Annotated in this window: 21 protein-coding genes, 1 tRNA gene and 1 pseudogene; 7 read left to right on the top strand and 16 right to left on the bottom strand. The window is 43.3% G+C overall.

The window, feature by feature from the left end; all coding sequences use genetic code 11:
- Both tnpA and BUB35_RS10540 read right to left on the bottom strand, forming a co-directional pair.
- Positions 1 to 190: IS200/IS605 family transposase (gene tnpA / locus BUB35_RS10545; protein WP_143158975.1), on the bottom strand; the 190-nt coding region annotated here is incomplete at its 3' end.
- Between the two features lie 163 nt (positions 191 to 353).
- Positions 354 to 437, bottom strand: a tRNA-Leu gene (locus tag BUB35_RS10540).
- A 362-nt stretch (positions 438 to 799) separates the two neighbouring features.
- Here BUB35_RS10540 and BUB35_RS10535 point away from each other — a divergent pair.
- Complete coding sequence (locus BUB35_RS10535) at positions 800 to 1237, top strand: hypothetical protein (RefSeq protein ID WP_072851512.1); 438 nt, start codon at positions 800 to 802, stop codon at positions 1235 to 1237.
- Between the two features lie 74 nt (positions 1238 to 1311).
- Here BUB35_RS10535 and BUB35_RS19060 read toward each other — a convergent pair whose 3' ends face one another.
- The 3 genes and pseudogenes from BUB35_RS19060 to BUB35_RS10520 all read right to left on the bottom strand — a co-directional run bounded on the left by BUB35_RS19060 (position 1312) and on the right by BUB35_RS10520 (position 3672).
- Positions 1312 to 1455 carry a hypothetical protein gene (locus BUB35_RS19060; protein ID WP_159432886.1) on the bottom strand — a complete coding sequence of 48 codons (144 nt, stop codon included), beginning with the start codon at positions 1453 to 1455 and terminating at the stop codon, positions 1312 to 1314.
- 22 nt (positions 1456 to 1477) lie between these two features.
- Positions 1478 to 2020 (bottom strand): annotated as a pseudogene (locus BUB35_RS10530) (TraX family protein); the annotation flags it as partial.
- A 401-nt stretch (positions 2021 to 2421) separates the two neighbouring features.
- The gene (locus BUB35_RS10520; protein ID WP_072851507.1) at positions 2422 to 3672 is read right to left on the bottom strand and encodes a DUF6568 family protein; all 1251 of its coding nucleotides are present in this window, start codon (positions 3670 to 3672) and stop codon (positions 2422 to 2424) included.
- Positions 3673 to 3927: 255 nt separating this feature from the next.
- Between BUB35_RS10520 and BUB35_RS10515 the strand changes: the two genes are divergently transcribed.
- Complete coding sequence (locus tag BUB35_RS10515) at positions 3928 to 4290, top strand: BlaI/MecI/CopY family transcriptional regulator (RefSeq protein ID WP_072851505.1); 363 nt, start codon at positions 3928 to 3930, stop codon at positions 4288 to 4290.
- A 284-nt stretch (positions 4291 to 4574) separates the two neighbouring features.
- On the opposite strand, the gene BUB35_RS10510 is transcribed toward BUB35_RS10515, so the two are convergent.
- Together BUB35_RS10510 and BUB35_RS10505 are read right to left on the bottom strand one after the other, a co-directional pair.
- Positions 4575 to 5873, bottom strand: a complete 1299-nt coding sequence (locus BUB35_RS10510; RefSeq protein ID WP_002586625.1) for a tyrosine-type recombinase/integrase — start codon at positions 5871 to 5873, stop codon at positions 4575 to 4577.
- 107 nt (positions 5874 to 5980) lie between these two features.
- Positions 5981 to 6646: a helix-turn-helix domain-containing protein gene (locus tag BUB35_RS10505; RefSeq protein ID WP_143158974.1), complete on the bottom strand. Its 666-nt coding sequence runs from the start codon at positions 6644 to 6646 to the stop codon at positions 5981 to 5983.
- 182 nt (positions 6647 to 6828) lie between these two features.
- Between BUB35_RS10505 and BUB35_RS10500 the strand changes: the two genes are divergently transcribed.
- Positions 6829 to 7044 (top strand): helix-turn-helix domain-containing protein, encoded by a 216-nt coding sequence (locus BUB35_RS10500; protein WP_002586623.1) that lies wholly within the window; start codon positions 6829 to 6831, stop codon positions 7042 to 7044.
- A gap of 234 nt (positions 7045 to 7278) precedes the next feature.
- Complete coding sequence (locus BUB35_RS10495) at positions 7279 to 8715, top strand: MobA/MobL family protein (protein WP_072851503.1); 1437 nt, start codon at positions 7279 to 7281, stop codon at positions 8713 to 8715.
- Positions 8716 to 8768: 53 nt separating this feature from the next.
- Here BUB35_RS10495 and BUB35_RS10490 read toward each other — a convergent pair whose 3' ends face one another.
- The 6 genes from BUB35_RS10490 to BUB35_RS10465 form a co-directional block, all read right to left on the bottom strand.
- Positions 8769 to 8936, bottom strand: coding sequence for a cysteine-rich KTR domain-containing protein (locus BUB35_RS10490; RefSeq protein ID WP_072851501.1), 168 nt, complete (start codon positions 8934 to 8936; stop codon positions 8769 to 8771).
- Between the two features lies 1 nt (position 8937).
- Positions 8938 to 9330: an arsenate reductase ArsC gene (locus BUB35_RS10485; protein WP_072851498.1), complete on the bottom strand. Its 393-nt coding sequence runs from the start codon at positions 9328 to 9330 to the stop codon at positions 8938 to 8940.
- Between the two features lie 2 nt (positions 9331 to 9332).
- Positions 9333 to 9710 (bottom strand): thioredoxin family protein, encoded by a 378-nt coding sequence (locus BUB35_RS10480; RefSeq protein WP_002586620.1) that lies wholly within the window; start codon positions 9708 to 9710, stop codon positions 9333 to 9335.
- Between the two features lie 18 nt (positions 9711 to 9728).
- Positions 9729 to 10742 carry a permease gene (locus BUB35_RS10475; protein WP_072851497.1) on the bottom strand — a complete coding sequence of 338 codons (1014 nt, stop codon included), beginning with the start codon at positions 10740 to 10742 and terminating at the stop codon, positions 9729 to 9731.
- An 88-nt stretch (positions 10743 to 10830) separates the two neighbouring features.
- A complete protein-coding gene (locus BUB35_RS10470) occupies positions 10831 to 11139 on the bottom strand; it encodes an ArsR/SmtB family transcription factor (RefSeq protein ID WP_002586618.1) in 309 nt (102 codons plus the stop codon).
- Between the two features lie 127 nt (positions 11140 to 11266).
- Positions 11267 to 11644: a TnpV protein gene (locus tag BUB35_RS10465; RefSeq protein WP_002586617.1), complete on the bottom strand. Its 378-nt coding sequence runs from the start codon at positions 11642 to 11644 to the stop codon at positions 11267 to 11269.
- Between the two features lie 308 nt (positions 11645 to 11952).
- Here BUB35_RS10465 and BUB35_RS10460 point away from each other — a divergent pair, with 308 nt between their 5' ends.
- Positions 11953 to 13032 (top strand): M56 family metallopeptidase, encoded by a 1080-nt coding sequence (locus BUB35_RS10460; RefSeq protein WP_072851494.1) that lies wholly within the window; start codon positions 11953 to 11955, stop codon positions 13030 to 13032.
- A gap of 90 nt (positions 13033 to 13122) precedes the next feature.
- Here the strand turns inward: BUB35_RS10460 and BUB35_RS10455 are convergent, their stop codons facing one another.
- Together BUB35_RS10455 and BUB35_RS10450 are read right to left on the bottom strand one after the other, a co-directional pair.
- Entirely contained in the window at positions 13123 to 13644 is a 522-nt protein-coding gene (locus tag BUB35_RS10455) for a peptidylprolyl isomerase (protein WP_072851492.1), read from the bottom strand.
- A 49-nt stretch (positions 13645 to 13693) separates the two neighbouring features.
- Complete coding sequence (locus BUB35_RS10450; RefSeq protein WP_072851490.1) at positions 13694 to 14545, bottom strand: metallophosphoesterase; 852 nt, start codon at positions 14543 to 14545, stop codon at positions 13694 to 13696.
- A 146-nt stretch (positions 14546 to 14691) separates the two neighbouring features.
- Between BUB35_RS10450 and BUB35_RS10445 the strand changes: the two genes are divergently transcribed.
- The gene (locus tag BUB35_RS10445) at positions 14692 to 15930 is read left to right on the top strand and encodes a DNA polymerase Y family protein (RefSeq protein WP_072851488.1); all 1239 of its coding nucleotides are present in this window, start codon (positions 14692 to 14694) and stop codon (positions 15928 to 15930) included.
- A gap of 58 nt (positions 15931 to 15988) precedes the next feature.
- Here BUB35_RS10445 and BUB35_RS10440 read toward each other — a convergent pair whose 3' ends face one another.
- A complete protein-coding gene (locus tag BUB35_RS10440; RefSeq protein WP_072851485.1) occupies positions 15989 to 16786 on the bottom strand; it encodes a TrmH family RNA methyltransferase in 798 nt (265 codons plus the stop codon).
- Positions 16787 to 16963: 177 nt separating this feature from the next.
- Between BUB35_RS10440 and BUB35_RS10435 the strand changes: the two genes are divergently transcribed.
- On the top strand, positions 16964 to 17602 hold the full coding sequence (locus BUB35_RS10435; RefSeq protein ID WP_072851483.1) for a lactate utilization protein: 639 nt from the start codon (positions 16964 to 16966) through the stop codon (positions 17600 to 17602).
- The last annotated feature ends 73 nt before the right edge of the window (positions 17603 to 17675 follow it).

Below are 17675 nucleotides of genomic sequence, written 5' to 3'. Positions count from 1 at the left end.
GAATCAGCATATGTATATGATCCGGACAACATTCTGCTGCTATGATCTCTATCCCTTTTCTTTCGCATAATTCTCTAAGAATTTTCCCTATTTCAGCTTTCATTTTTCCATATATTACCTGTCTTCTATACTTTGGTGCAAATACAATATGATATTTACATTCCCAACTCGTATGTGCTAAACTATTCATATAAAAACCTCCTATGCTTTCTTGTGTCTTGGCGGACTCAAGATAATTATAGCATAGGAGGTTTTTGCTTGAAGCTGAAGCTCACTGATTCCCCCGGCATAGCCGGGGGTTTTTATTGGATTCACCAAAAAAAAGAAACCTTGATTTCTCAAGGTTTCTTCAATGCGGCTGGTGGGACTCGAACCCACACGATATCACTACCGCCAGATTTTGAGTCTGGTGCGTCTGCCAGTTCCGCCACAGCCGCGAATCGAAACTGCTTGATAATAATATCATAGAAGGAATAAAAAAGCAAGTGTTTTTTTATAATTTTTTCTCATTTTTGTATAGATTCCTATACAACCCAGTAAATATCAGCCTTTTCGCCTATCCTCTATCAAACATATAATGGAAATACACTCTTTTTTACCTGTCAGATATGCAATCTTTGGTACCATAACATTCTCTTCCCTGCACACTTTTCCTTGTGATATACAAAATATAAAACCTAATCCATCTTCATTTCCTATAATAATGGACATCTACATAGCTCTATAATATTGACTACATATGTAGTAAATGTTATGATCATCATAGAAAGGGTATCCATGACAGAAAGGTGGTATTTCTATGAAATCAAAGCTTTTTATCTCTTGTCTTTTGAGTTTCCTATTGACACATTCTTCCGTTACCGCTTTTGCCTCCAGTGATACAACCTCTCTTAAAAATCTTGGTGACTCCCAAGCGGGCGGCGTATCTATAAGCATGGAAACAGACTTCATTGGCGAAGGCAGATATCAGTTTTATCATAAATCAGGAAAACTGATATTTTATATCGAAAATGCAGGCTCCAATGGTTTTATTTATCGTGTGAAATACCCTTGTGGCTGCAAATTAGTTGGCGGAAGATTAGAAGCGAAACAAAATCTGATGATAGATCATTTCGATCCCCAACTTCATGGCGAGGGTTACGGTCACACTGCAAAAGGCACCTATGAGATTTATATCTATAATGACGATGGTTCTTGCAGCTCTGTAAAACTCTTTGCACAAAGCATCGAAGAATAAAAATTATTTCCACTTAAAATGGCCGCCGAGACACCTCAGCAGCCATTTTTGTTGTACAAATCAGAGGTTTATAATTATCTAATGAGCTCACCCAAAGCAGTAAATCCAACATGAATATTAGAACCTGCCTCTTGAATCGCATTTGAAATAAGAATTCCGCTAATGAGAATCGCAATTGCAATAGCCATCAAGCCAATGAGCACTTGCCAATTTTTCATAATATCCACCTCTTTTCATTCGTTATAAAAATAGTTGAGCGATAACATACAAAACGAATATATGGATTGGATAAAACCAGTAAAACAAATATTTTGCCTTCCATTTTCCCCGTTTCCCATTATAAAGCAATAACAAGAAAGCTGCGATCATTGTATAAGTTGGCGGCTGATTTCCTGTTGTAGCCATATACAAAACAAGAAACATCACGACTTGCAAAACATGACTTTTCCGAAAAATATAGAAACCGGCTATGAAGATAATCCCTTGCGCACCATAATCGCACTTCAAAAGTTCTGCCACAGATGCCACTATGGCAATGATTCCTATTTGCAGCAAAAGCCCCTTTGCTTTTTCTTTTCTGTCCGAATTGCGATTTCTCTTTGAAACAGCCTCTAAACCAGTCAAACATACCAATCCCAGAAATAATGTAAAAAATACATTCTGATACGCAAAATAAAAGGGAAATGCCCCTGCTTCCATGGAATACGCATGAAAAAACCCAATGTCAAAGGGAATTTCTGAGATAATCGCAAAAACAAGCATAGAACCCATATATCGCTTCCGGTTACTGGTATGCTAAAATCCTTCTGCCAATAAAAAGCAAAACAAAGGAAAAGCGATGGTACCGATACCGAATAGAACCTGTCATTGGAAATCCTAAAGTGCAAAAAAATGCTCTTCTGATATCATCCCCTCAAGGGACAAAGAAAACAATTCATCCCTGCACTTGCTCATGGGAATTTTGCTGATATGGTCAATAAACATACACAGACAAGCTATGAGCTTCAATTGATTCCCCGTGAAACATTGTACGTTTTTCAGTTTTTGATCCATTGCATTTATCATATCATTCACCCTATAATCTTATAACAAATGCCCTTTCGGATTTGCAAAATCCAAAAGGGCACTCCCCCTTTTTCTATTCCCCTATAAGCCCTTTCTATCATTATCCCCGATGATACACATTAAGCTTTCAAAAAACGATCCACATCCTCTTTCATGTTTCCGTTTTCCATAAACACTCTTTTATCAGAGATTTTGCCATCTGTAACCTTCACTGCACATGGCACAGCATCAACACCGTATTGAGATAATATCTGCTCCAATGCTTCATCATCAAAACGATCGACATTCAAATAGTAAACATCTTTTTTCAAATCATTGGCTGTATTACGAACCAATGGTTCCGCTCTTTTGCATGCCGCACATGTGGGTCTGCTGAAATACAGCATATAGTCAGATCTTGCTTCCAGATATTCCATCTGCTTGAGATCTGTGATTTCTTTAAAACTTCTCTCCGGCAAGTATTGTTCAAAAACTGCTGTTGCTGCGCATGCCAAAGGAACTCTGCCATTCACTTCTTCGCCTATTTTGGATTCTCCCTTCATCGTGACCACAAAGATCACTTCTGGATCATCATAAGGCGCAAAACCAGCAAATGTTTTTGTTTCATGCACAATTTCATTTTCAACGGAAAAACTGCTGTCATACATACCTGCGGCTTCACCAACATTTTGGACTTCCATCAGCCCTGCGTCCATGTATGGATAATTCAAATACGTTTCATGGAGCAATTCTTTCATTAAGTTGCTGTTTGCTTTGGAAATCACTTTATTTTCTGTGCCGCTATTTCCAGCCAAAATGTAATATCCCTGAGCGATTTCCCGTACAGATGTCGTAAATCCCCTTCCCAGCAAAAATTCTGGCTGATACTTGTTCTTTTCATCAAAGCCATAGGAAGCTATCTCTTTTGAAAAATCGATAGGATCTCTTCTGCTTTCCCAAGCACGCACAAGGAATGGCTCATTCAAAGCAACATAGAGATCATAAAATGACTTTTCCCCAGACTGGTCACTGTAATTTTTAATGGTTGTCCCATTGACACTAGTATAAGTACCGCCCTCTATTGTGTCCGTCAGGGATAAATTTCCCTTTTCCAGCATAATGGCTGTCACAAACGGCTTAAAAGTCGCTCCCGGTTCAAATGGATCGTCAATATCCCCATACTGATCCAAAATTTCTCCAGTCTTTGCATCCATCACAACACCAGCACAAACATTATCTGCATCAGAAGACAATATTGCTGCTAGATTTTTTTGCCCTGCCGTTTCCTGAGATACAGCTGCTTCCCCTCTGTACGGAAATTTTGTGGCCGAAATTGCCAAAACGGTTATAAATAAGGCAGCAATGATGCATAAATTTTGATTTCTTTTCATGTTATCCCCCCTAGTTTCTTCAATGCCCTATCACTGCAAATGTATTTTACTACATCCGTAGTAAAATTATATAATACCAATTTTGAAAATACAATCATGATTTTCACGAAAAAATCAGCGTAAAACTATAGAAACTGCCATTTTTATGTATAAAAATCTTTTGCTTCCTTGAGTGAAGACATTTGCGCCTTGATTTTTCCACGGGAATTATATAATATAAAATTATTCTACATCAGTAGTAAAGAGGTGATTTTTATGTTAGCATCAGATTCTGAATTGAAAGTTCTGACATATCTTTGGAAATGCGGTTCCTGCAAAGCAAGTCACATTTCCAAAGTATTTGAAGAAGAAATTGGTTGGGCGCCAAACACCACCTATACCATTATCCGGCGAGCCATCAAGAAAGGACTCATTACCCGTTCTGATCCCGGCTTTATCTGTACGCCAAATGTCAAACAGGAAGATTTGCAAGCATCTTCCATCAATGAACTTCGGAAAAATCTTTTTGATAACTCTCCTTTTCAATTGGTAAAATCATTGATTAGCAATAATGATTTTTCGGATGAAGAAATCAATGAACTATATTCTCTGATCGATAAAGAAAAGAGGTCGAAATAATCTTGCTCTTTGTATTTATGAACATCGCAGTCGCATGTATGGTTCTATCTATCATTGCACTTCGGAAGGTTTTTCTTCACATAATTCCATCTGTCATTTTGGGGATCTCATGGGGTTTGGTTTTTTTCAGACTCTTTGTTCCCTTTGATATTACGACAAATTACAATTTAACTATCTAATCCTCAAAAACCATTGATTTTTCAAGGCTTCACGCCTGTTTTTCATTCAAACCTTATCTGTTTGCCCTTGTTTTTGCCCTTACGAGCCGAAACAAGGGCAACTTTTTATTCCCCGCCGACCACCTTATCCAGCAGCCTTGCGGAAGTGCGCTTCGCTTCCCTTGTAGAGTGAGCGTAGATGTTCATTGTGGTACTGACATCGGAGTGTCCGAGAAGTTCCTGCACATCTTTCGGCTTTGCGCCGCCGGAAAGCAGATTGCTTGTGTAGGTGTGACGGAGCGTGTGGAAATGGAAATCTTCAAGCCCTTTCACTTTCTTCTTTGCCGCCCTGCACATAATCCCTACCGTACTCGGCGCTTCATACGCCCCGTCTGCTCTCAGGCAGACAAAGGAGATTTCCTTGTAATCCTCCGGGACTTCCTCTGTCCTTTGCAGGCTGTAAACCTCATAATAGGTGCGCCCTTTTTCCTTTACTTCTTTGTAGTAGTTCAGGTGATAAAACTCCCCGTAGCGGAAACGGTTTTTGCGCTGTTCTGTTCTCGCCGCCCGCAGGATTGCCGCCAGCGTGTCGCAGAAATCAACGGTGCGGACTTTGCTCCGTTTTGTCGTTCCCACTTCGGTTGTGTGCCTTGTTCCGTTATAGCGCATGCTTCGGCGTACCGTGAGATATTGTTCCTCAAGGTTAATATCCTGCCAAGTCAAGCCGCATACTTCCCCGATACGAAGCCCCGTGTAGTACGCTATCTGCACAGGCAGCAAGGCGGGATTATCTTTTGCCTTGAGAAATTCCTCCAGCTTTTGGAACTGTTCATGGGTGATAGTAGGAATACTGGAAGTATCTTCCTCACTGTCCGAGAAAATATCCGTTTCCTGCTTCCTGCCCCTCAGCTTCACATACTGCATAGGGTTAAAGGTAATCAGTTTTTTCGGGAAAACCGCAAAGCGGAAGGAATTTTGCAACACCGCCGAGAACAGGAGCATATATCCTTTGCTCATGGGCTTTGAAGTTGTCCCGTCCGGGTTTGTCCCACCGTAGCTCAGAAAATCAATGAACGCCTGCAAATGGTCGGCGGTCACGGTTTTCAGCTTGCGTTTGCCAATGGGATATTGCTTGATACGGTTGACCGTTCCCTGATAGGACATGACCGTCCCGTTGCTTAAGTTGCCGGGTTTCAGTTCTTCCTCTACCCACATATCCAGCATATCGCCTACCGTGATGTTTTCCGCTTTCCCGACAAACTGCTTTTCCTCATAGTCCGCTATCGCTTTGCGGAGCATGGCTTCTGTTTCCGCCTTGCTCTCTGTGCCTGCAAACTCTTTCTGCACTTTTCTGCCGCTTTCATCTTCAATATAAAAGCGTCCGTACCACTTTTTGCCTTTCTTTCTTACAGAACCTTTTGCCATAGATAAAAAACTCCTTTCTATCCGTGGCAATCGGGACTGTGACATATGGTGTGCGTAAAGTAATTGTGTCACTTCCGCCAGTGGAAGTCAACTGGCGTCTTTACTTGTCAAGGTGCCACGGAATTTTCTTTTTCGGAAAGCCTTTCTTCGGCTTCCTCCACTATCCCGAAAAGTGCGCCCATCAACATTCTTGTGCGCCCCTCATCGTGGATATGTAAAATCCCGTCTAAAAACCGTTTCATATCCTCAATCGGTACTTCCATCTTCTTGCGGTATACCTGCTCCATGATTGCCCCGGACTCTATGGCGTACCGCCCAAGAGACTCTTTCAGCCCCTTGTCCTCCGCCACACGGTCAACTTCCTCCATAGCATCAGCAAAGTAGCAGGTCATAACCGTATACAGGTCAACCATCTTGCCGAGAAATGTCGTGAGAAGCTGCTGGTGCGGCTCGCCCTTTACTGTATGGGAAACTGTGTCCAGATACTTCTTGATGTGTTCCTCAATATCCCGCTGGCAGAGAGTATAGGTGTCATATTCCTTATCATCGGAAAGACCTGTCAGCCATTCGGGAGTTGTGAGCAACGCTTCCGCAAGACCGTTGATAACCATTGTGCGCTTCGGATCAACCCCGTCCGCTTCGTACCGCTGAATGGTGGATTTGTTCACGCCCACACGCCTGCCGAGTTCCGGCATGGTAATGTTTAACTCTGTGCGGCGTTCCTTAATCCGCCCACCGACCTGTTTTGCGGTGAATGTGGTTTCTTTTTTCAAGGTGTTCACCTCCTGACTGGTATCAGTATAACACGCTAATACTTATTTTGCAACCCTTATTTCAATAAAAGTTGTAAATAAACTATGAATGGTTGCAAAATAGGTTGACAAGAGATAGCAGAATAAGTATAATGATAAAACAGTAGTTGCAAAATGAGCATTCTAAAAAGGAGGTTGATAGAATGAGCGCAGTCAAAATGGGACTTACCATAGAGGAAGCCGCAGAATGTACGGGTATCGGCAGGAACACCATGCGGAAGCTGGTGGAATGGGGAAAGCTGCCCGTCCTCAAAGTGGGGCGCAAGACCATTATCCGCAGGGACACGCTGGAACGATTTCTGACGGTCAATCAGGGAAGAAATCTTTTGAAGCCCGATGATGTCCGCAGAGTGGAATGACAATCCATTCTCTTTTCGGAAAGTTAACCCTAAGCCCTCGGCGTTTGAGAGCGAAATACACCCCTCGCACAAATCTTCGATTTGTACTCCGGGTATTTCGCCCTTGCAGGGGGCTTCCGTATCAACCGCCTGCGGCGTATGATACGGGGCTGTCACCGTTGCCGCAGCGACAGCCGTAACCGTAAACGGTTGCAAAAAAGGACGCACCTTGACAACAGAAAACGGAGATGATGTATGCCGAGACACAGTTTTATCCAGATGTCAAAGCTGTCCAATGTCAAAGGGCGAATATCATATATTACAAGCCATGCAAGGCAGGAAAATCTCTATGCCACCCACCGCACCGCCGACAGCACCTTTTGGAGCAATCTTGCAAGGGAAAGCCAGCAGGAGTTTCAGCGCAGCGGTACAGAGGGTAAATGTATCGAAGCAAGGGAACTGATTATCGCCTTGCCCGAAATCTATACGCAATACGAGCCGCAGCAGGTACTCACGGACTTTACAGAGGAGTTCCGCAGGCGGTACAGTGTGGAATGCGTGTCCGCCCTCCACCACAACAAGCGCAAGACGAATTATCATATCCACCTGATTTTCAGCGAGAGGAAACTGCTCCCCGAACCTGATGTGAAGATTGCTTCCCGCAGCGTGTTCTTTGACGAGACTGGAAAGCGTGTCCGCACCAAAAAGGAAATCACAGGGGAGGACGGGCAGATACGGAAAGGCTGTACCGTCATCAAAAAAGGCGAGGTATACGAAAGCCATCTGTTTACTACCAAAGATACACGCTTTAAGGGAGAGCCTTTTCTACGGGAGATAAAGGAAGTGTATACGGAACTTATTAACCGCCATATCTCTGATCCTGAGCAGCACTTAAAGGTATTTGATAAAAACAGCGTCTATCTGCCGACCAAGAAAATCGGCAAGAACAATCCCAAAGAGGACGAAATCAAAGCCGACAATGCCGCAAGGCAGGAATGGAACAGGACAGCGGATATGGCGTTATTATCAGGTATCTCCGAAGCAAAGATTTTAGAAGTCAAGCGGACAGAGATACACGAAAAAACAAGCCAGTCTATCAAAAGCAAGGGCTGGCTTCCGGGTCTGTTCCGCAGTATCATAAACAAGGCAAAAGACTTCCTGCAAAACCTAATCCGTGAACACGCTATGCCGCCGAAGCCTGTCCTTGAAATAGATATGGCAGAATTCCGTACCATGCAAAAGCTGATGATAAAGGCGCAGGATAAGGCGAAAGAAATCCGGCATTTGCAGGATATGGTACTTCCGAAGCTGAAACAGCAACTTGCCGATACAAAAGGGATTTTCAAGGGTAAGGAGCGCAAGGCGCTCACAGAGCAGATACAGCGGACAGAAAAGGAAATCGCTGAAAAGCTGGACAAACTGCCCGATGTTCTGAAAGAGGACGGTTATCCCGATGTGCAGGCGTTCATGGCAACCTACCGCAAAGCGGAGGCTGTTGTGGAGCAGTACAATCGTGACCTTGCCGCATGGGAGCGGCAGGTCAGGGAAAAACGAAAACCCGCCAAAAAAGAGCAAGCAAAGCCGCCCGAACGGGAGAGCGTACTGAAACGCCTGCGCCAGCTTCAGGCGGAGGGCAAGCAGAGAAACCAGCCGAGACAGAGAAAGAAATCCTTTGACAGAGACAGCCGATAGGCACAAAAAACCGCCGCTATGGTATTACCCATGCGGCGGCATACATAAAAATCTTATTTGTGTTCTGCAAGCGTGACTTTCATATCCTGAGCATTGATGATTGTTTCCTTTTTGCACTTCGGACAGTAGAGAGGGAAGTTTCTTAATTCTGTATCTTCCCGTATCATTGTGCGAGTTTTATTGCCGCAGATAGGGCGATATATCCATTCTGTGGCTTTCATGTTACTTTTTTAATTTCAAGTCTTTTATTTTTTGAGATATTCTCTCAATGACCTGTATAAAACATTCATCACTTTTGCCCGTCGGATCGGGAAGTCCCCAATTATCATCAAACGCTCTACCGATATAGGGACAACCGACATCACACCCCATTGAAATCGCAATATCGGGCGTAGGGATTTTATCAATCATCTTGCTATATTGGCTTTGCTCCATATCTATCCCATAAAGCTGTTTCATAAGCCGCACAGCGTCCTGATTGATTTGTGATTTTGTTTCTGTTCCGGCAGAATAGAAATCAAACTTATCTCCCGCCAAATGTTTTCCAAGTGCTTCTGCAATCTGACTGCGGCAGGAGTTATGCACACAAATAAAGGCTACCTTTTTCTTATCCATCGTTAAAACCCCAGCTTGTGCAGCAGAGCAACCACATCAGCAGCTTTCAAAACCTTACCCATAGCAACAACCTTTTCGTTGACAACAAGGGCAGGCATACTCATAACACCGTATTCCATTACTTTCTGCATATCGGTAATGTATTCGACCTCTACGGAAAGTCCCATATCCTTTACTGCCTGCTTTGTGTATTCAAATTGTTCGTGACAGGATTTACAACCTGCCAACACTTTGATACAGCAGATTTCTCCCTCTTTCAAATCAGGACAGCAATCGTTTGTAATGCTTTCTGCTTCGCTGGCAGCACAACCGCAGCTACAAGCGCAAGCAGGTGTTTTCTTTTCTTCTTCCTTTTTCTTTCCAAAGTTAAATAATGCCATAATAATAACCTCCTAAAATTAAACAATTAAATATTGTATTGCGTTGAAAAGATAGCCTACAATAATAATACCAGCAGCACATATTCCAATGAAAATACCAAGCAGTTTCGGTTTGACCGCCTTGCGAAGCATAATCATTGAAGGGAGCGAAAGCGTAGTAACGCCCATCATAAAGGAAAGGACAACGCCGAGCAAAGCACCTTTTGCAAGCAGGGCTTCTGCAATCGGAATTGTACCGAAAATATCCGCATACATCGGAATACCGACTATCGTAGCAAGAATTACGCCAAACGGATTATTTTCGCCAAGTGCTTTGACAATAAATTCTTCAGGAATCCAGTTGTGAATGAAAGCACCAATGCCCACGCCGATCAGAACATAAGGAGCAACCTTTTTAGCGGTTTCAACAACCTGTTCCCACGCAAATTTCATACGGTCTTTGAAATGCAGTTCCTCCTGCGGAACATCAATCGAGTGACCGTTTCGGATATATTCTTCCACTTGATTATCGAGGTGCAACTTTTCAATTAGCGTTCCGCCAGCCACAGCGATTACCAAACCGAATATTACATATAAAACAGCAACTTTCCAGCCGAAAATACTCATCAGTAAGACAAGGCTTCCGAGGTCAACCATCGGCGAAGAAATCAAAAAGGAGAATGTAACGCCAAGCGGCAAACCTGCGCTTGTAAACCCGATAAACAACGGAATGGAAGAACACGAGCAAAACGGTGTTACCGTACCGAGCAGAGCGGCGATGATATTCGCCCATATTCCGTGAAATCTGCCGAGTATCTTTTTAGCTCTTTCGGGCGGGAAATAACTTTGAATATACGAGATAATCAAAATCAAAACGCCGAGCAGTACCATAATTTTTACAGTATCATAGATGAAAAACTGAACACTTCCTCCTATTTTGCCCGTGGTATCTAAACCGCAAGCGTTCAAAAATGTTTCAATGAGGCGATTCAGCCAGTTCATACCAAGGACTTCATTTTGAAAAAAGTCCCAAATTGTTTTTAGTGTCTCCATAAAAAGCCCCTTTCATATAGTTATATTGAAATATGTCGATTTATCGTCCCGAATATAAGCCGTGCGGAAAAGCAATCAATAAACTTCCTCACTTTTCACAGCACGACTTGTTTTCGCTTTCAACATCAAGTGTTGTCAACTGCCGCAAACATTCTTTTGCCTGCTCCACACCTTTTTCTGAAATAGAATAGTGTGTCCATTTTCCCTCTTTGCGCCCGACAACTATTTCAGCGTCACAAAGAATTTTCATATGGTGGGAAAGCGTAGGCTGCGTGACATTGATTTCTTCTAGCAACTTGCAAGCACATTTTTCACCTGAACGCAGCAGTTTTATAATCCTAATGCGGTTTTCATCACAAAACGCTTTGAAAATTGCCGCAATTCTTTTTTCATCCATCTCTCTCAATCACCTCCTATAGATAAATGTCTATGTGTTATTATATGCAACACATAGAAAAATGTCAATATATTTTTTTGATTTAAGTGAAACAGCGGTAGGAAAACTAAATCCTACCGCTGTCTTCTTATGCAAAGATGATTTCTTTTTCCACAATCTCCTTTGCACACGCCCGTATGTTATTCATTCTCTGTGTCCATTCCAAAGCGTTTTCCGCCTTTAACTGCTCCGTAATACCCTGCACCCGTTTCATCTGCTCTGTGAGCCTTTCCATGCGTTCCTGCGCCTGCCTGTCGATGTCAGCAAGGTAATTGTTCAGTCTGCCGCTTGTGAACAAGGTTATGTAGGTGGCTCGGCGGTATTCTTTCAGATACCGCAAGTGCCGCTGTCCCCACAAACCAATAGGCTGTTCTTTTTCGGCTGGTAAGATAAGACATGGGATATAATAATCTCCTTGCAGTTCATACCACAGACCATTTTTATCATCGTAAATGTACTTGTCCATTGAAAAATCCTCCGTTATAATATATTCGCACATACATCACAGTTCTCCGATTGCCACACTTTGTTATATCTTGTTATGAGATTTTCTTGCCCTTGTATTTGCCCTTATGAGCAATGAGGGAAAGAGTAAACTTGTGTGTAACCGTATAAAGAGATAAGGCAGACACATTGCGATAAATCCTTTATTTTCAAGGCTTTTGGAGGATTTTATTAAAACACTGTAACCTCTGTTGAGAGGTCATAATTTACTGATATTCAAATTAGAATTTTTATAATGCATTTTACTATTTCATTGAAAATGTTCTGCACATGTCATTATCTAATTCTATATTTTCCAACCTTGTAACGATCATTGTAGATGCATCGCAAAACAAACGGATTCTGTTTAGACTATTTATCGTATGGATATGCGGTGTCTTGTATGTGGGAAAAACTTTCGCTGCAGATTTTCAAAAAACCATTCGTCTCAAACAGACTTCCATTCCTATGGAAAACGAAAAGGAGGTCTATGAAATCTTATCCTCTTACGGTCTGTCAAAGAAATATCTTTTATATGAGAACGAAACCATCGCCTCCCCCATTGCCTACGGCATTCTCAAACCGATGATCCTATTTCCAAAAGGATTTTACAAAGCACATGCTGACATGTTCGATGAAGCCCTTTTGCATGAATATATACACTTGAAATATCATCACCAGATCATTCAGTATTTCCTGATTCTTGTTGTCATGATCAATTGGTTCAATCCATTTGTTTGGATCATGTATCATTACATCAATCGAGATATGGAAGTAGCTTGTGACCGCGGCGTTTTAAAACTCCTTGGGAAAGAACACAGAGAAACCTACGCTTTGCAGTTGGTTCATTTGGTCGAAAAAAACCATGGTCAGCGTCAAAACCAATTGGTTTTCTATAACGGTTTTTCAAAATTTGTGATGAAAGAAAGAATTATGGCAATCATGCGATATCAAAAAATTCCCATTCTTGCCATCATCCTTTCCATATCCATTCCTTTTGGCATCATTAGTATATTTGGTGCAAGCTCCAACTGTATCTTTGGTGCCGAATTGGAATTAAGGAACTGCGAAATAACCGTAATACCCGACCCCAACGCTGATACAGTCACATATGCTCCACCAAGCAGTGCTGCCCTCACTTGGAAACAATTGGCTCCATACACACTAAAGGCAGGTGCTCGTACGGAAAATTCCATTCATATTTCTAAATACGAAACCGTATGTTCCTGTACCGAAAACATAAGCGTAAGCATAGATGTCACAACAGTCGTAAATGGAGATACTTATAAAGGAACATTCCAAATGGTGGGCGATAAGAAACAGGATCCCGGATGGGTGGCATATTATGACGGTACACTATATCGGCAATAACAAAAAAACTTTGGTAGAAATTCTACCAAAGTTTTTCTATTAGACCAAAAGAAAAAAGCCGGAATCCTTTTCCGGCTTTTTTTACGCATATTACATTTTTTCAGGTTCGGGATATGTTTCACCGAATGTATCCACAGTTACTTTTTCCATTACCTGATCTTCCAGAGGTCTGTCACCGCGGCTTGTTTTTGTTTCTGCAATGCGGTTTACTACATCCATGCCTTCGATCACTTTACCGAAAGCTGCATACTGACCATCCAGATGAGGTGCGTTTTCATGCATGATGAAGAACTGAGAACCTGCACTGTTGGGGTGCATTGCGCGTGCCATAGACAGTACGCCTGCAGTATGTTTCAGATCGTTTTTCACGCCATTGTAAGCGAATTCACCGCGAATGGTGTAGCCGGGACCACCCATACCTGTGCCATCGGGGCAGCCGCCCTGAATCATGAAGCCTCTGATGACACGATGGAAAATCAGACCATCATAGAAATTGTGGTTTACCAGAGAGATAAAGTTGTTTACTGTGTTAGGCGCGATTTCGGGATACAGTTCCGCTTTGATCACGCCGCCGTCTTTCATCTGAAATGTTACAACAGGATTTTTTGCCATGTCATTTTCCTTCTTTCTTTATAAATTGATAGAATCATTTAACAGTATATCATACCGTTGTGGTTTCTGTATAGTCTGTTTCCCCTTTGTGATACAGAGTAATCACAACCAATTCTGGACGGTTGAAGATGCGGAAAGGGAAAGTGCTGTTGCCTAAGCCACGGCTGACAGCCATGGAAGTTTTCCCTGCTCGATGCATTCCTTCTGTATACTTAGGGAAAAAGCCCTGATTTGGTGCAAATAAACCGCCGATAAAAGGCAGACGAATCTGTCCGCCATGGGCATGACCACAGCATACCAGTGGAATTTCTCTTTCCACATAATCCGCAAAAAGTTCCGGGCGATGGCACAACAGCAGTTTGAAATCATCCTCATGCCCTTTGCACATCATATCCAAAATTTTGCCATAATGAGGATTTACCCTTTTATCCGCCAATCCCAGCAGTGTGATGGTATCGCCATCACGCTCCAGAATGCTCTTGCCGTTGTCCAGCACCTTCACCCCTTCTGCTGTCAGCAGTTCCACCAAGTCCTCATAATACCCGGACTGATGCTCGTGATTGCCAGAAACATAGTAGACCGGTGCCAGTTTCACAATGCCGCGAATCAAGTCCATTGCCGCATCCAGATCTGTTCTGTTCCGGTCAATGAGATCCCCTGTAATAACAATCAAATCAGGGGCTGTACACTCTGCTTTATAGATAAGCCGTTCCTGATTTTTGCCGAACATTTTGTTCTGCAAGTCAGAAATATGCAGAATCTTATATCCGTGAAATGCTTTCGGCACCATGGTGGTGCAAGTCATCTGTGTCACTGTCAGTACATTGTCCTGCCAATATAAAAACGCACCTGCCGCCAAACCTGCCAGCAGCAGTTTTTTGCCATTGTTTTTCAATGTCATCACCTATTCTTTCTCCTGTGATTTGCCAATGCTCATACTACTATTATAAATGGAAGTGCCTTGTAAAACAATGAAAGTTTTTTTAAGTTTCCCCTCTCTTTTCTTTCTATGATATAATAAAGAAAAAACAAAAGGAGGTGTTCCCCATGAGCAGAATCATATTTCATATCGATGTCAACAGTGCTTTTTTAAGCTGGTCTGCCGTCCAGCGGCTCAAAGACGGCGAAACCGTTGACCTTAGGGAAATTCCTTCTGCTGTAGCCGGTGACGGACAAAGCCGCCGAGGCATCATTCTTGCCAAAAGCACCCCTGCCAAAAAATATGGCATCCAGACTGGGGAACCCACAGGCATGGCATTGCAGAAATGCCCAGAGCTTGTCTGTATCCCTCCTGATTTTCCATTATATTCCCGTTCCTCAGAAAAAATGTTTCAACTTTTGGGTGAATATTCTGACCGCATCGAGCAATTCAGCATTGACGAAGGTTTTTTGGAATATACAGGCATGGAAGCCCTCTTTGGACCACCGCTGGAAGCAGCCAAAACCATCCAGCAGCGCATCTTTACGGAACTTGGTTTTACGGTAAATATCGGCATCAGCTGCAATAAGCTATTGGCAAAGATGGCAGGAGAACTGGAAAAACCCAATAAGATCATTACCCTCTTTCCCGATGAGCTGGAGAAAAAGTTATGGCCCCTGCCTGTTTCTGAGCTGTTTATGGTCGGCAGACGCACAGCGCCAAAACTGCGGAAAATGGGTATCCGCACCATTGGCGATTTGGCAAAATATCCCACAGACCTGCTGGTACGGGAATTTAAGAGTTTTGGCATGACCTTACACGCTTTTGCCAACGGTATGGACGACAGCCCTGTAGCGGCAGCCACAGAGGTACATGAAATGAAAAGCATCGGCAACAGCACCACCGTCGCCTATGACGTGACAGACCGGGAAACTGCCCACAAAATCCTTCTGGCTCTTTCCGAAACCGTTGCCCTTCGTCTGCGGGGCAGCCAACTTTGTGCCCAGGAAATCGCTGTCACACTGAAAACATCGGATTTTCAGGTCTATTCCCATCAAAAACAGCTGCTCAACGCCATCGACTGCACCAACGCCGTTTATGAAACTGCCATAGAAGTTTTCGACCACGCTTGGAAAGGCGAACCCCTGCGGCTCTTAGGCATTCGTGCAGGCAAGCTTTGTGACGAAGGCTGTGTGCAGCTTTCCCTGCTGGAACCAGACTGGAGCAAACAGAAAAAAGCCGATGCTGCTATGGATCTGATCCGCATGAAATACGGAAAAGACACTGTAAAACGCTCCACATTCGCAGGCAGCGAAGAAAAAGCCTACGAAGGCGGAAAGTTGAAGATCAATAACCGCATATTGTAAAATAAAAACAGGGAGGCACAAAATCCATCTCATAAGATTTTGTACTTCCCTGTTCTTTTTAATTCTGTCTTGGAATAAGCCGCTGGCGCACCACTTCATATAGAAGCACCGCCGCTGCCACTGACGCATTCAAGGATTCTGCCTGCCCCGGCATGGGAATTTTCACATAGCTATCACAAAGGGCTGCCGCTTCTTCCGACAGACCTCTGGCTTCATTGCCAATGAGGAAGGCGCAGGCACGGCGCAGATTCAGACTATAAGGATACTGTCTGCCCTGCAAATGTGCCGCATAAAGGGGAATCCCCTGTTCCCGCAGTTCCGTCGCCATTTCATCCAGAGAAACATTCTGGAATACGGGAATGTGGAACACAGAACCCATAGTTGCCCGCAGTGTTTTGGGATTATACAGGTCTACGCTTCCTTTAGAAAGGAAAATCGCATCCACCGCACAGGCGTCTGCTGTACGGATGACCGTCCCCAGATTGCCGGGGTCGTTCATTTCTTCTGCCATAAGGAAAAAGGCGTTTTTCTTTTCCAACATTTCCGCAAGGTCATATTCCTTTCTGCCGCAAATAGCCATAATCCCCTGGGGATTTTCCGTTTCTGCCACGTCCGCAAAGAGGTGATCTGTCAGAACATATACTTCCGCCCGTTTCTCCAGCTCCGTGATGTCATATTCTGCCGCATAAGAGGCAGACACCACATAACATTCCACAGGCCAATCCTTTGGAATCTCTCCCACAAAGCGGATGCCTTCTGCCACAAAAACCTGTTCTTTTTCTCTATTTTTACGCAGTTTCAAGCCGTGAAGCCGTTTCACCAGCCGATTCTGCGCGCTTTCGATATATTTAGCCATACTTCTTCTCCTTATTTCAAAACCTCAGTATCTCTATGATAAACCAGCACCTTCCGCTTTTGCAAGAAAAACAGATGACTTTTGGAAAAAAATAAAAAAAGCTATGCCTGTTTTCCGCTTTGTGCTAAAATAAAGTTGTTTACAAAAGAATTTACATCTGGAAAGGAGTCTTGTTCCATGGCTACACCAAAGGAATTACGCAATGAATTATTAGGTAAAACATTAGTTGAAAATCTGGAAAAACGTCACTTTGAAGCATATTACTGTCCCACAGCGGCAGAAGCACTGGAAAAAGCAGTATCTCTGATTCCCGAAAAAAGTTCCGTATCCTGGGGCGGTTCCACAACCATTCGTGAAATGGGTCTGACAAAAGCCCTCCATGAAGGTGATTATGAAGTCATCGACCGCGATCTGGGCAAAACCCCCGCAGAAGTGGCTGAACTGCATCGGAAAGGTCTGTTGGTAGATTACTATCTGACCAGCACAAACGCCATCTCTGAAGATGGTATCATGGTCAACATCGATGGCACAGGCAACCGTGTTGCTGCCATCTGCTTCGGTCCCAAAAACGTCATCGTTATTTGCGGCATGAATAAAGTTGCTAAAGATGTGGACGCTGCCGTAAAACGTATCCGCGGTTATGCTGCACCTGTCAACAGCATGCGTTTCATGGGCAAAACTCCCTGCGCAACCACAGGCAGATGCCACAACTGCACTTCCGAAGAATGTATCTGCAACGAAATCCTCATCACCCGCCTTTGCCGCCCCGCTAAGAGAATCAAAGTGATTCTGGTAGGCGAAGACATGGGCTTCTGATTTTTCCATAAAAAGAACGGATGTCTTTAGAAGAAAACAGTTCAAAATAAAACTGAGTAAAGACAAGAAAGCT

Origin of the sequence: Anaerotignum lactatifermentans DSM 14214 (assembly GCF_900142265.1) — a bacterium.
Lineage (GTDB): Bacteria > Bacillota > Clostridia > Lachnospirales > Anaerotignaceae > Anaerotignum > Anaerotignum lactatifermentans.
Note: the sequence above shows the minus strand (reverse complement) of the source record. Positions and strands in the feature narration are given on the sequence as shown.